The organism is Kitasatospora sp. NPDC001119 (assembly GCF_053598475.1).
This window is the reverse complement of sequence record NZ_JBSFKI010000008.1, coordinates 219,825-232,119: the sequence shown is the minus strand read 5'-3', so window position 1 is coordinate 232,119 and position 12,295 is coordinate 219,825. Positions and strand designations below refer to the sequence as shown.

Here is a 12,295-nt window from a genome sequence, read left to right as displayed (position 1 = left end):
GACCTGCGCGGACGTTTCATCGGGGGGAGTGACGTACGGGGTGGCGCGGTGGTTCCGGGAGGGGAGGGGAGGGTCCGCTTGCGGGTCGCGGGGGTGGTGCGGGGGCGGCGGGGCGTGCGTGGGGCGCGGGGCCGGGGCGGAGCCCGTGGGGCGCGGGGTAGCGTGGGGCGGGTGAACGATCTTGGGGGGAGCGGTTCCCGGGCGCTTCGGCGCACGCGCCTGGCGGCCGCGTCGGCGGCGGTGCTGACAGTGGCGGCCGGGCTGGGTGTGCGGGCCGTGTTCGGCGGGGACTTCGCCAAGTGCGCCGGGGACGCGCTCTACACCGTCCTCCTGTACGCCCTGCTCGTGCTGGCCGCGCCGAGGCTGCGCCCCGGCCGGGCCGCCGCCGTGGCCGCCGCGCTCAGCTGGGCCGTGGAGCTGTTCCAGCTGACCGGACTGCCGGACGCCTGGGGGCGGCACAGCACCCTGGCCCGGCTGGTGCTGGGCTCGACCTTCAACCTGCCGGACCTGCTCTGGTACCTGGTCGGCGCGGGCTGCGCCGGGGTGCTCCACCGGGTGCTGCGGACCTCCCGGGTCGCGGCACCCGGCGGAGCCGTCTGAACGCGGCCGACCGGGCCGGGCGAGCGGCCCGACGGACCGTCAGAGCGGGAGCAGGTCCGGCCGCTTGGGCTCGACGTGGTCGCCCGAGGACTCGCCGCGCAGGCGCCGGCCGACCCAGGGCAGCAGGTACTCGCGGGCCCACTGGATGTTCTCCCGCCGCTGGTCGGCGGGGGTGAGCGCCTGGGCGTCCGGCCACGGGGCCTCCGGGTCCTGCGCGGTGTGCAGGCCCAGCGAGCGGGCGGCCAGCAGGGCGACCCGCTGGTGCCCCTCGGGGGACAGGTGCAGGCGGTCCTCGCTCCACGCGCGGCGGTCCTGCACCGCGCGCAGCGACCACAGGTCGGCCACCTTGCAGCCGTTGCGGTCGGCGACGGCGCGCATGTGCCCGTTGTAGGTGGCGATCTTGCCGCGCAGGTGCTTCAGCAGCGGCACGTCCTTGGTGTCGAAGCCGGTGCAGATCAGCACCCTCCCGGCGCTTTCGGTGAGTTGGACGACGGCGGCCTCGAAGCGCTCGGCCACCTCGTCCGGGTCGGCGCCCGGTCGGAGGATGTCGTTGCCGCCCGCGCAGAAGGTGACCAGGTCGGGCTGGAGGCGCTGGACCTGCGGCACCTGCTCGGCGGTGATCTGGTCCAGCAGCCGGCCGCGCACCGCGAGGTTGGCGTAGCGGAAGGCGCCCGGCGGGCGCCCGTCGGCGAGGATCCCGGCGAGGCGGTCGGCCCAGCCGGCGAACCTGCCGTCGACGCCGGGGTCGTTCAGACCCTCGGTGAAGCTGTCGCCGATGGCGGCATACGAATCGAGGTCAAGGGTCTCCTGGAGATTCGGCATGAAAGAGATAGTTCACCCAATCAAGTGACCTACGCCACCGTAGGTGACTCCGGGGGCACGTGAGATGGACCACGTGCCCCCGTGGGCCCCTCCCGCCCGCAGAGAGCCGGCCCCCGGAAAGCACAAGATCCGCGCCCCTTCCGCTTTCCGGCCGGCCCGGCGGATGCTCGAAGGGAGCGGCCGGTCCGGCCGCCGTCCTCCCGGGGGAAGGCATCCATGACCACCGACCCGCGCCCCGACCCGCCCGAGAACTGGTCCATCGACGACCGGTGCACCAACTGCGACGTCGCCCGGCAGCTCGCGCCCGACCTGGTCCGCGAGCGCGCGGGCCGCTCGGTGCTGGTCCGCCAGCCGCGCGACGCGGCCGAGCGCCGGCAGCTGCTCGCCGCCGCCCACGCCTGCCCGACCCGTTCCATCCGCCCGGGCACCGGGCCGCTGGACCGGGCCGGGGACCCGTTCCCGCTGGCCCTCGCCGACGACCTGCTGCTGCTCGGCCACAACTCCCGGCAGACCGCGGGTGCCAACTCCTACCTCTGCCGCCGTCCCAGCGGCTGGGTGATGGTCGACACGCCGCGCTACAGCGAGGCCCTGGCCGCCCGGTGCGCCGCGCTCGGCCCGGTCACCGACGTCCTGCTCACGCACCGCGACCACGCCGCGCACGGACGGGCGTACGCCGACCGGTTCGGCGCCCGGCTCTGGATCCACGAGGGCGATCTGGCGGCCGCCCCCGACGCCGACCGGGTGCTGCGCGGCACCGCGCCGACGGAGGTCTCGCCCGGCCTGGTCGCCCACCCGTTCCCCGGCCACACCCGGGGCAGCGTGCTCTTCGTCGCGGACGAGCGGTACTGCTTCAGCGGGGACAGCCTGTACTGGTCCCGCACCACCGGGGACATCGAGGTGGCGGAGTCGGTCACCTGGTACTCGATCGAGGAGCTCGCCGCCTCGCTGCGGCGCGGCCTCGGCGTGCTGCGCTTCGAGTGGCTGCTGCCCGGCCACGGCGACCGGCGCCGGATGCCCGCCGGGGAGGCGGACCGCCGGCTGCGGTCGCTGGCCGAGCGGTGCCGGGAGCTGCGACCGAGGCCCGTGGACTTCGGCGCGGTCCGCTGGTAGCCGGCGGCCCGCCGGTACGGGACGGCCTGCCGGTGGCCGGTAGCCGGTGGCGCGGTCCGCCGGCCGACGCCGGAGGGTCGGTGCGCCGGTGCCTGCGCCGGGTGCGCGGGGGCGTGCGACCGCTGGGAGCGCCCACTCGGGTGTGCGAACGGTTCCGTCGGGGCAGCCGCCTTGGGAACGAAGGTGTTCGGCCCCGTGAACCCCGAACTCCGTGCGACGAACTCCCCGCGATCCAAGGATGGTTGAGCCATGCTCACGCAGACCCCGGAGCGCCACGCCCGGCCTCGGCGCTACCTGATGTGCCGGCCGACGCACTTCACCGTGGACTACGCGATCAACCCGTGGATGGACCCCGCCCAGCCCACCGACACCGCGCTCGCCCTGCGCCAGTGGGAGCGGCTCTACTGGACGTACCGCCGGCTCGGCCACACCGTCGAGCTGATCGACCCGGTGCCCGGCCTGCCCGACATGGTGTACGCCGCCAACGGCGCCACCGTCCTGGACGGCCGTGCCCTGGTCGCCACCTTCCGCTACCCGGAGCGGGCCGCCGAGTCGGAGGCCTACCTGGCCTGGTTCCGGGAGCGCGGCTACCGCGAGGTGCGCCGGGCCGGGCACGTCAACGAGGGCGAGGGCGACCACCTGGTGGTGGGCCGCCGGGTGCTCGCCGGGACGGGCTTCCGCACCTCGCGCGCCGCGCACGCCGAGGCCGGGGAGCTGTTCGGCGTCCCGGTGGTCAGCCTGACCCTGGTCGACCCGCGCTTCTACCACCTGGACACCGCGCTGGCGGTGCTCGCCGACGACCACGTCATGTACTACCCGGAGGCCTTCGACGCCGACAGCCGTTCGGTGCTGCGCGCGCTCTACCCGGACGCGATCCTCGCCGACCGGGCCGACGCCGAGGTGTTCGGGCTCAACGCGGTCTCGGACGGCCTCCGGGTGCTGCTGCCGGAGGCCGCCAAGAACCTGGCCGGCCGGCTGACCGAGCACGGCTACCAGCCCGTCCCGGTGGACGTCTCGGAGCTGCTGAAGGGCGGCGGCGGGGCGAAGTGCTGCACCCTGGAGCTCAGGCCGGAGTGACGGTGCCGCCCCCGGTGCCGCCCCGGATGCCGTGCCGGGCGTCGTCCGGCTCCGGCGCCGCGGTGACCAGCAGCACCTCCAGGGTGCGCGGCCCGTGCACCCCCTCCACCCGGTCCAGCTCGATGTCGCTGGTGGCGGACGGCCCCGAGATCCAGGTCTGCGGCCGTACCGGATCGAGCCGGGGCAGCGCGAGCGGCACCGAGGCGACGACCTGCTCCGGGGCCCGCACCACGCAGACGTGGTGGTCGGGGACGAGCGAGAGCAGCCGTCGCCCCTGGCCCGGTCCGGCGTCCAGCACGATCGTCCCGGTCTCGGCGACGGCCAGCGCGCAGCCGGTCACCACGCTGTCCACGGCGTCCAGTCGGGCGGCGGTCAGCGTCCCGTCGTCCGGGAGGAGTTCGACCCCCTCGGCCTCGGCCGCGGTGAGCCAGTCGGCCGGCAGCCCGGCCGGCACCACGACCGTCCGGCTGCCCCGCTCCGCCAGCAACCCGGCGATCCGGCGCGGCAGTTCGTCCTCGTGGCAGCGGTGCACCAGGGCCCGGTAGTCGGCCAGGTTGCGGTGCAGCAGGTCGAGCACCGCCGCCGGGTCGTCCGTCGGCACGTGCGCCGTCAGGTAGTCGCGGGGCAGCGGCTGTTCGGCCACGCCGGCGGCGTCGCCGAGGGCGGCCCGGATCCGGCCGAGCACCAACTCGCGTGAGTTCGAGGTCCGTTCGGGCCGGTCGGATGCGGTCATGTGCGGTTCCTCCGCCACCAGTCGCGGAACGGTTCGGCCGGCACCTCCGGCAGGTCCCGGGTGTCGGTCCAGGCCCGCCCGGGCCCGGGCAGCCGGCGCGGGTGCAGCGACCGGGTGCGCCCGGCCAGCCGCTCGGCGGCGGCGAGCGCCGCCGGGTGGTCCAGCACGAACCCGGCGGCGGCCATCGCGGCCCGCTCCAGCGGGTGCCCGCCCTGCTCGGCGACCCGCTCGCGCAGGTGCACCAGCACCTCGGGGATGTCGATCGCGACCGGGCAGACCTCGTAGCAGGCCCCGCAGAGCGAGGAGGCGTACGGCAGCGAGGCGTCCACCGGGCTCGCGGTGCCGCGCAGTTGGGGCGTCAGGATGGCGCCGATCGGCCCCGGGTAGACCGAGCCGTAGGCGTGCCCGCCGGCCCGCTCGTACACCGGGCAGACGTTGAGGCAGGCCGAGCAGCGGATGCAGCGCAGCGCCTGGCGGCCGACCTGGTCGGCCAGCGCGGCGGTGCGGCCGTTGTCCAGCAGCACCAGGTGGAACTCGGACGGGCCGTCGCCCTCCGTCGTCCCGGTCCAGAGCGAGGTGTACGGGTTCATCCGCTCGGCGGTGGAGGAGCGGGGGAGCAGCTGGAGGAAGACCTCCAGGTCCCGCCAGGTCGGCACGACCTTCTCGATCCCGACCACCGAGATCAGCGTGCGCGGCAGGGTGAGGCACATCCGGCCGTTGCCCTCGGACTCGACCACCACCAGGGTGCCGGTCTCGGCGACCATGAAGTTGGCGCCGGAGACGGCGACTTCGGCGCGCAGGAACTTCTCCCGCAGGTGCAGCCGGGCGGCCTCGGCGAGTTCGGCGGGCGAGTCGGTGAGGCCCCTGGGCGCCGGGCGGCCCCAGGAGGCCATTCGGTCGGCGAAGACCTGCCGGATCTCCGCCCGGTTGCGGTGGATCGCCGGCACCAGGATGTGCGAGGGCCGGTCGTCGCCCAACTGCACGATCAGCTCGGCGAGATCGGTCTCGTAGGCGGTGATCCCCTCGGCCGCCAGCGCCTCGTTGAGCTCGATCTCCTGGGTGGCCATCGACTTGACCTTGACGACCTCGGTCCGTCCGGTGGCCTTTACCAGTCCGGCGACGATCCGATTGGCCTCCTCGGCGTCGGCGGCCCAGTGCACGGTGCCGCCGGCCGCCGTGACGGACTCCTCCAACTGCACCAGGTAGCGGTCGAGGTGGCGCAGCGTGTGGTCCTTGATCGCCTTCCCGGCGGCGCGCAGCCGGTCCCAGTCGGCGAGTTCGGCGACCGCCCGGGCCCGCTTGTCGCGGATGGTGTGGGTGGCGTGCCGCAGGTTGGCGCGCAGCCGCTCGTCCCGTACGGCCTTGGCGGCGGCCTGCGGGAAGGCGGGCATGCCGAGGAACGTACCGCTCACACGGGCCTCCAGGGGTGCTCCTCGGTGCTGGCCAGGATCTCCGCCAGGTGCAGCGGCCGCAGCGGCGCGCCCCGGCGGCGCAGGGTGCCGCCGAGGTGCAGTAGGCAGGAGTTGTCGGCGCCGCACAGTACGCTGGCGCCGGTGCCGAGCGCGTTGGCGATCTTGTCCTCGGCCATGGCCGCCGAGACCGCCGCGTTCTTGACCGCGAAGGTGCCGCCGAAGCCGCAGCACTCCTCGGCCCCGGGCAGCTCGACCAGCTCCAGGCCCTCGACGGCGTCCAGCAGCCGGCGCGGGCGCCCGCCGAGGCCGAGCAGGCGCAGGCCGTGGCAGGAGGGGTGGTAGGTGACGGTGTGCGGGAAGTACGCGCCGACGTCCTCGACGCCGAGCACATCGGTCAGGAACTCGGTCAGCTCGACCACCCGGGGCACCAGGTCGGTGGCCAGGTCGGCGAGTTCGGTACCCCGGCCCTCGGCGGCGGCCCTGGCGCCGATCCGGGGGTAGTTGTCCCGGACCATCGCCACGCAGGAGCCCGAGGGCGTCACCACGTGGTCGTACCCGGCGAAGGCCTTCGCGGTCCGTCGGACCAGCGGCTCGCAGCCCCTGCGGTAGCCGGTGTTGTACTGCGGCTGCCCGCAGCAGGTCTGCCCGGCGGGGAAGTCCACCGTCACGCCGAGCCGTTCCAGCAGCCGGACGGTGGCCACCGCCGTGGCGGGGAACAGCGCGTCGTTGACGCAGGTGGCGAACAGCGCGACCCGCATCCGGGCTCCCTTCTGCCGAACCGGACCCCCCGGACGCCCGAACCGCCGGACGCCGAACTGCCGGACGCCGATCGGCACCGGACCGCTCGTGATCGTACCGAGCGGACCGGTGCCGCGGTGGGACTTCGGCCGTGCGACCTCGGCCGGGGACGTCAGCCCCCGGGCCTCACGGCCTCACGGCCTCACGGCCTCAGGCGCCGAGCCAGAGGTCCGGCCCGAACACCTCGTAGTGGATGTCCGCCGCCGGGACGCCCGCGGTCAGCAGCTGCTCGCGGACGGCGCGCAGGAAGGGGAGCGGCCCGCAGAGGTAGGCGGTGGTGCCGGCCGGGACCTCGACGGTGGAGAGGTCCACCAGGCCGGTGCGCTCGGCCGGCCACTCGCCGAGCGGCCGCTCGTAGAAGACGTGCGAGTCCGCGTTCGGCAGGTCGGCGGTGAGCCGTGCCAGTTCGGCCCGGAAGGCGTGGCTCAGCTGGTCGCGGTCGCCGTGGACGGAGACGATCCGCCGGGTGGAGCCGGTGGCGGCGAGGTGGTCGAGCATGGCGGTCATCGGGGTGTTGCCGATGCCGGCGGAGGCGAGCAGCACCGGGCCGTCGCCGTCGGCCAGGGCGATGTCGCCCAGCGGGGGCGCCAGTTCGACGGGGTCGCCGGCCTTCAGGTGGTCGTGCAGGTGGCCGGAGACCTCGCCGCCGTCCTCGCGCTTGACGCTGAAGCGCAGGGCGCCGTCGGCGCCGCCGGAGAGGCTGTACTGGCGGATCTGCCGGGCGCCGTCGGCCAGTTCGGTGCGCACCGAGACGTACTGGCCGGGGCGGAAGGCCGGGACGGGGCGGCCGTCGGCGGGGCGGACCAGGTAGCTGGTGACGGCCTCGGTCTCCTGGTGGCGGGCGATCACGGTGTAGGGGCGCCACAGGTCGGCCGGGTCGCCGCCGGCGGCGGCCTCGGCGCGCAGCCGGTCCTCGACGGCGATCAGCGCGTTGGCCATCAGCCAGTAGACCTCGTCCCAGGCGGCGGCGACCTCGGGGGTGACGGCCTCGCCGAGCACCTCCACGATGGCGGCGAACAGGTGCTCGTGGACGATCTTGTACTGGCTGCTGTCGATGCCGACGGAGACGTGCTTGTGGGCGATGCGGGCGAGCATCGCGTCCGGCCGCTGGTCCGGGTCGGCGATCAGGGCGGTGGCGAAGGCGGCTATCGAGCCGGCCAGCGCCTCGCGCTGGGTGCCGTTGGCCTGGTTGCCCCGGTTGAAGAGGTCGCGCAGCAGCTCCGGGTGCGCGGCGAACAGCCGGTCGTAGAAGCGCGGGGTGATGTCGCCGATGGCGGCGCCCACGACGGGCAGGGTGGCCTCGATGACCTCGGTGGACTTCGCGGACAGCATCAGTCGGGCTCCTAACTGGTATCTGAGATTCGCATTAAAGGCTGTGAAAGAGGCGCGTGGCCCCGGTGGGCCGATCGGCCGGTGGGTCCGGCGGTCCCGGTGGGTCCGGCAGTCTCGGTGGATCCGGCGGTGCCGGTGACGCCGGTGGGTCAGGCGGTGTCGGCGGGTCTCGCGGTGAGGCTGAGCAGGACCGGCCCGGTGGGGGAGGCCACCAGGTCGTCGATGGAGAGGTGGTCGAGCGCGGCGAAGAACGCCTCCTGGGCGCCCCGCAGTGCTCCGCGCAGCCGGCACGCGGCCCGCAGCGGGCAGGGCGGGTCGTCCTCGCAGCCGACCACGTCGCCGACCCCCTCCAGCTCCCGCAGCAGCAGTCCGAGCGAACCGGTCCGCCCGGCGAAGGTGAGCATCAGCCCGCCGCCGCGACCGCGCCGAGCCTCCACCACCCCCAGGTGCTGCAGCCGGCTGACCACCTTCGCCGCGTGGGTGTACGGCACGCCGACCGACGCGGCCACCTCGCGGGTGGTCGGGTTGTCGCCCTCGCCCAGGACGGCCAGTCGCATGGCGATCCGCAGGGCGATGTCGGTGCTCTTGGTCAGCCTCACGTTCGGAACGCTATCGAATACGACTCCGCAACTCCAATTTTCTGCACGACGTCGATCGAGACCCCGGTCACGTCGATCCGGAGCCCTCGGCCCGGTCGGGGCCGTGGCGGGTTCGTGCACCCTCGCGCGGCGATCGGATCTGAACATTTGGCGACATTAGTAGTCACTCCCTGACGGAAAGTCAGGGCGGCTTCTACGCTTCCCCCGGCTCCGAACCCACCACAGCACCACCACACGTTCGTCCGTGCCGAGCAGCTGGAGAGACCCGTGAGAACACCCCGCACGCCCCGTCGTACCCGGACGGCCGTGGCCGCGATATCCGCGACCACGGCCGCACTGCTGTCGCTGCCCGCGACCGCCGAGGCCGTCACACCGCCGCCGGCCGTCGCCGCGCACCTGGCGGTGGCGCCGTACCCGGCGGGCGTCGCGCTGACGCCGGACGGCGGCCACGCCTATGTGACCAGCCAGAGCAGCGGCGCCGTCAGCGTGCTCGACACCGCGAGCAACACCGTGTCCGGCGGCTTCACCGCCGGGTCCGGCTCGTACGCCGTGGCCGTGTCGCCCGACGGGCACCGGGTCTACCTGACCCACCACCTGGACAACACCGTCAGCGTCGTGGACACCGCGACCGACGCCGTCACCGCGACCGTCCCGGTCGGCGCCCAGCCCTGGGGCCTCGCCCTCGCGCCGAACGGCTCCCGCGCCTACGTGAGCAACGCCGCCGCCAACACCGTGAGCGTGCTGGACACGTCGTCCGACACCGTGACCGCGACCGTGCCGGTCGGCGCCGAGCCGCACGGCCTGGCCGTCTCCCCGGACGGCACCCGGCTGTACGTCGCCGCGTCCGGCGCCAAGGCCGTCACCGTGGTCGACACCGCGAGCGGCACGGTGAGCGGCACCGTCCCGGTCGGCCACGGCGTCTTCGGCCTCGCGCTCAGCCCGGACGGCACCCGGCTGTGGACCGCCGACGGCGACGACGGCACCGCCGCCGTGATCGACACCGCGGCCGGTGCGGTCCTCGGCACCGTCGCCGTCGGCTCCGGCCCCTACGCGGTGACCGTCTCCCCGGACGGCACGGCGGCCTACGTCTCCAACTACGCCGACAACACCCTGAGCGTGGTGGACACCGCGAGCCGGACGGTCACCGCGACCGTCCCGGTGGGCGCCAGTCCGTACAGCCTGGCCCTGACCGCCGACGGGCGGCACGGCTACCTCGCCGACTTCACCGGCAGCGCCGTCGATGTGGTGACCTTCCCGCTGCCGGTGCCGGACGTGACCGCGATCAGCCCGAACGGCGGCTCCGGGACGGGCGGCACCGCGGTGACCATCACCGGCACCGACCTGGCCGGCGCCACCGCCGTGACCTTCGGCGCGGCCGGTGCCGCCACCTCGTTCAGCTGCACGAAGACCAGCTGCACCGCGACCGCCCCCGCCACCACCGTCGCCGGAGCCGTGGACGTGCGGGTCACCGGGCCCGGCGGCACCAGCGCGGCCGTCGCCGCCGACCGCTTCACCTACACCGCTCCCGCCGCCCACCTGGGCGTCGCGCTCACCGCGACCCCGGTCACCGGGCTGCTCTCCAGCCGGGTCGACTACACCGTCACCCTCACCGGCCAGGGCCCCGACCCGGTGACCACGGCCACCGTCGCCGCCGACCTGCCCGCCGGGCTGACCACGACCTCCGGCGACTGCACCGTCGCCGCCGGGAAGCTCAGCTGCGCGCTGACCGCGCCGCTGGCCAAGGGCGCGAGCACCACCCGGCACTTCTCGGTCGGCGTCGGCCTGCTCACCCTGCTCCGCAGCTGGGACGTCACCGTGGCGCGCACCGCCGGGGCGCCCGCCGACCCGTCGCCCGCCACCAGCCGGGCCACCCGCAGCTGCTCCGCGGTGCTCGGGCTGCTGATCACCTGCAAGTAGCGCACGGGCAGCCGCCCCGGGCCCCGCCGGAACCCTCCGGCGGGGCCCGGGACGCGAAAAGCCCTGGACCAAGTGTCCGATCCGGACGTACAGTCCAGGCATGTCCTCGGAAAACCCCGACCCCCGCGTACGGACCTGGTCCCCGGTCTGCCGCGCGGTGGCCCTGCTGCTCGGCCCGTACGCCGAGGTCGTACTGCACGACACCGCCACCGACCGGGTCCTCGCCGTCTGGAACCCGATGACCCCCCGGGCCCCCGGCGACCCTTCGCTGCTCGGCGAGCTCGACGGGATCGACCCCTCCGCCCCCGACGTCTACGGCCCGTACGCGAAGCTGCTGCCCGACGGACGCCGGCTCTCCTCCGTCAGCGCCGTGCTGCGCGACGACGACGGGAAGCCCACCGCGGTGCTCTGCGTCAACCTCGACCGGGGCCCGCTGGAGCAGGCCGCCGCCCTGCTGGCCGGCTTCGCCGCCCCCACCGCGCCGCGCCCCGAACCGCTCTTCGAGCGCGACTGGACCGAGCGGATCAACGACGTGGTCGGCGGGTACGTCCGTGCCCAGGGCCGCCCGCTGGAGCGCTTCACCCGCGAGGACCGGCTCGCCGTCCTGGGCGAACTCGACCGGGCGGGCGTGTTCGCCGTCCGGCGCGCCGTCCCCGTCGTCGCCACCGCGCTGCGGATCTCCCGCTCCAGCGCCTACAGCCTGCTCGCCGAGCTCAAGCAGCACCCCGCGGGCCCCACCGAGGAGGACCACCAGTGACCCGGCTCCCCGACTTCCGGCTCGAAACCCACTTCTCGCGCTGGGAGTTCACCGCCCGCCACCACCTCACCGCCTCCGACGCGCAGACCATGACGATGGCCGAGCTGCTCGCCCTGGCGGGCCCCGAGGACCGCGAGGCCTGGGACACCCTGGCCCTCGGCTACACCGAGACCTTCGGCGACCCCGGGCTGCGCCGCGCCGTCGCCGGGATGTACGAGCGGGTCGGCGAGGACGACGTGATCTGCTTCGGCGGCGCCCAGGAGGGGCTCAACCTCGCCATGCAGGTCCTGCTCGAACCGGGCGACCACGCGGTGGTGCTGACCCCGAACTACCAGTCCGCCGAGACCGTCCCGCTCTCGCTCTGCGAGGTCACCGGCGTCGCGCTGGACCCGGAGCGGGACTGGGCGCTGGACCTGGACGCGGTCGAGGCGGCGCTGCGGCCGAACACCAGGGTGCTGTCGGTCAACTTCCCGAACAACCCGACCGGCACGGTGATCGACGCCGCCGACTTCGTCCGGCTGGCCGAGCTCTGCGACGAGCGCGGCATCCGGCTGTTCTCGGACGAGGTCTACCGCGGCCTGGAGCGCGACCCGGCCCGCGCCCTGCCGCAGGCCGCCGACCTCTCCGCGCGGGCCCTCTCGCTCAACGTGACCTCCAAGTCGCTCGGCCTGCCCGGCCTGCGGATCGGCTGGATCGCCTGCCGGGACCAGGAACTGCGCTCGCGCCTGGAGCGGGCCAAGCACTACACCACGATCTGCAACTCGGCGCCGAGCGAGGTGCTGGCCCGGATCGCGATCACCGCCCGCGACCGCATCCTGGCCCGCAACCGCGCGATCATCGCCGGGAACCTGCCGCTGTTCGACGCCTTCTTCGCCGAGTTCGCCGACCTCTTCGAGTGGCGCGCGCCGGACGGCGGCTGCGTCGCCTTCCCGCGCTACCTGGGCCCGGACGGCGTGGAGGAGTTCTGCACCGCGCTGGTCGAGCAGGCGGGCGTGCTGCTGCTGCCCGCCGGGATCTTCCGCTCGGAGCTGACCCCGACCCCGCCCGACCGGTTCCGGATCGGCGTCGGCCGCCGCGACCCGGGCCCGGGCCTGGCGGCCTTCGCCGACTGGCTCCGCAAGCGCTGAGCGGCGCTCCC

At 74.7% G+C, this 12,295-nt stretch carries 12 protein-coding genes; 6 read left to right on the top strand and 6 right to left on the bottom strand.

Features of this window, described 5'->3' with window-relative positions; all coding sequences use genetic code 11:
• Positions 1–171 precede the first annotated feature (171 nt).
• Complete coding sequence (locus tag ACWDD9_RS12995; RefSeq protein WP_449811621.1) at positions 172–600, top strand: ribosomal maturation YjgA family protein; 429 nt, start codon at positions 172–174, stop codon at positions 598–600.
• Between the two features lie 39 nt (positions 601–639).
• Here the strand turns inward: ACWDD9_RS12995 and ACWDD9_RS12990 are convergent, their stop codons facing one another.
• A complete protein-coding gene (locus ACWDD9_RS12990) occupies positions 640–1,422 on the bottom strand; it encodes an SGNH/GDSL hydrolase family protein (RefSeq protein WP_449811620.1) in 783 nt (260 codons plus the stop codon).
• A gap of 216 nt (positions 1,423–1,638) precedes the next feature.
• Here ACWDD9_RS12990 and ACWDD9_RS12985 point away from each other — a divergent pair, with 216 nt between their 5' ends.
• Both ACWDD9_RS12985 and ddaH read left to right on the top strand, forming a co-directional pair.
• A complete protein-coding gene (locus ACWDD9_RS12985; protein WP_449811619.1) occupies positions 1,639–2,532 on the top strand; it encodes a 4Fe-4S domain-containing protein in 894 nt (297 codons plus the stop codon).
• A gap of 249 nt (positions 2,533–2,781) precedes the next feature.
• Entirely contained in the window at positions 2,782–3,609 is an 828-nt protein-coding gene (gene ddaH / locus ACWDD9_RS12980; protein WP_416873781.1) for a dimethylargininase, read from the top strand.
• Here ddaH and ACWDD9_RS12975 read toward each other — a convergent pair.
• The 5 genes from ACWDD9_RS12975 to ACWDD9_RS12955 all read right to left on the bottom strand — a co-directional run bounded on the left by ACWDD9_RS12975 (position 3,596) and on the right by ACWDD9_RS12955 (position 8,483).
• A complete protein-coding gene (locus ACWDD9_RS12975) occupies positions 3,596–4,342 on the bottom strand; it encodes a LutC/YkgG family protein (protein ID WP_449811618.1) in 747 nt (248 codons plus the stop codon). The two genes, ddaH and ACWDD9_RS12975, sit on opposite strands and share 14 nt — an antisense overlap.
• The gene (locus tag ACWDD9_RS12970; RefSeq protein WP_387967926.1) at positions 4,339–5,754 is read right to left on the bottom strand and encodes a lactate utilization protein B; all 1,416 of its coding nucleotides are present in this window, start codon (positions 5,752–5,754) and stop codon (positions 4,339–4,341) included. The genes ACWDD9_RS12975 and ACWDD9_RS12970 overlap by 4 nt, the downstream gene beginning before the upstream one ends.
• The gene (locus tag ACWDD9_RS12965; RefSeq protein ID WP_449811617.1) at positions 5,751–6,512 is read right to left on the bottom strand and encodes a (Fe-S)-binding protein; all 762 of its coding nucleotides are present in this window, start codon (positions 6,510–6,512) and stop codon (positions 5,751–5,753) included. The genes ACWDD9_RS12970 and ACWDD9_RS12965 overlap by 4 nt, the downstream gene beginning before the upstream one ends.
• Positions 6,513–6,702: 190 nt before the next feature.
• Positions 6,703–7,884 (bottom strand): globin domain-containing protein, encoded by a 1,182-nt coding sequence (locus tag ACWDD9_RS12960; protein ID WP_380744629.1) that lies wholly within the window; start codon positions 7,882–7,884, stop codon positions 6,703–6,705.
• Between the two features lie 149 nt (positions 7,885–8,033).
• A complete protein-coding gene (locus ACWDD9_RS12955; protein WP_049652449.1) occupies positions 8,034–8,483 on the bottom strand; it encodes an RrF2 family transcriptional regulator in 450 nt (149 codons plus the stop codon).
• Positions 8,484–8,789: 306 nt separating this feature from the next.
• Between ACWDD9_RS12955 and ACWDD9_RS12950 the strand changes: the two genes are divergently transcribed.
• From ACWDD9_RS12950 to ACWDD9_RS12940, 3 genes are all read left to right on the top strand, one after another.
• Positions 8,790–10,400, top strand: coding sequence for a beta-propeller fold lactonase family protein (locus ACWDD9_RS12950; protein ID WP_449811616.1), 1,611 nt, complete (start codon positions 8,790–8,792; stop codon positions 10,398–10,400).
• A gap of 100 nt (positions 10,401–10,500) precedes the next feature.
• On the top strand, positions 10,501–11,157 hold the full coding sequence (locus ACWDD9_RS12945) for a helix-turn-helix transcriptional regulator (protein WP_380782912.1): 657 nt from the start codon (positions 10,501–10,503) through the stop codon (positions 11,155–11,157).
• Positions 11,154–12,284 carry an aminotransferase class I/II-fold pyridoxal phosphate-dependent enzyme gene (locus tag ACWDD9_RS12940; RefSeq protein WP_449811615.1) on the top strand — a complete coding sequence of 377 codons (1,131 nt, stop codon included), beginning with the start codon at positions 11,154–11,156 and terminating at the stop codon, positions 12,282–12,284. Before ACWDD9_RS12945 ends, ACWDD9_RS12940 begins: the two co-directional genes overlap by 4 nt.
• The last annotated feature ends 11 nt before the right edge of the window (positions 12,285–12,295 follow it).

Coding starts and splice junctions, on each gene's coding strand:
- ACWDD9_RS12990 (WP_449811620.1), bottom strand. CDS start 1,422: ATGCCGAATCTCCAGGAGACCCTTGACCTCGATTCGTATGCCGCCATC.
- ddaH (WP_416873781.1), top strand. CDS start 2,782: ATGCTCACGCAGACCCCGGAGCGCCACGCCCGGCCTCGGCGCTACCTG.
- ACWDD9_RS12960 (WP_380744629.1), bottom strand. CDS start 7,884: ATGCTGTCCGCGAAGTCCACCGAGGTCATCGAGGCCACCCTGCCCGTC.
- ACWDD9_RS12965 (WP_449811617.1), bottom strand. CDS start 6,512: ATGCGGGTCGCGCTGTTCGCCACCTGCGTCAACGACGCGCTGTTCCCC.
- ACWDD9_RS12975 (WP_449811618.1), bottom strand. CDS start 4,342: ATGACCGCATCCGACCGGCCCGAACGGACCTCGAACTCACGCGAGTTG.
- ACWDD9_RS12945 (WP_380782912.1), top strand. CDS start 10,501: ATGTCCTCGGAAAACCCCGACCCCCGCGTACGGACCTGGTCCCCGGTC.
- ACWDD9_RS12985 (WP_449811619.1), top strand. CDS start 1,639: ATGACCACCGACCCGCGCCCCGACCCGCCCGAGAACTGGTCCATCGAC.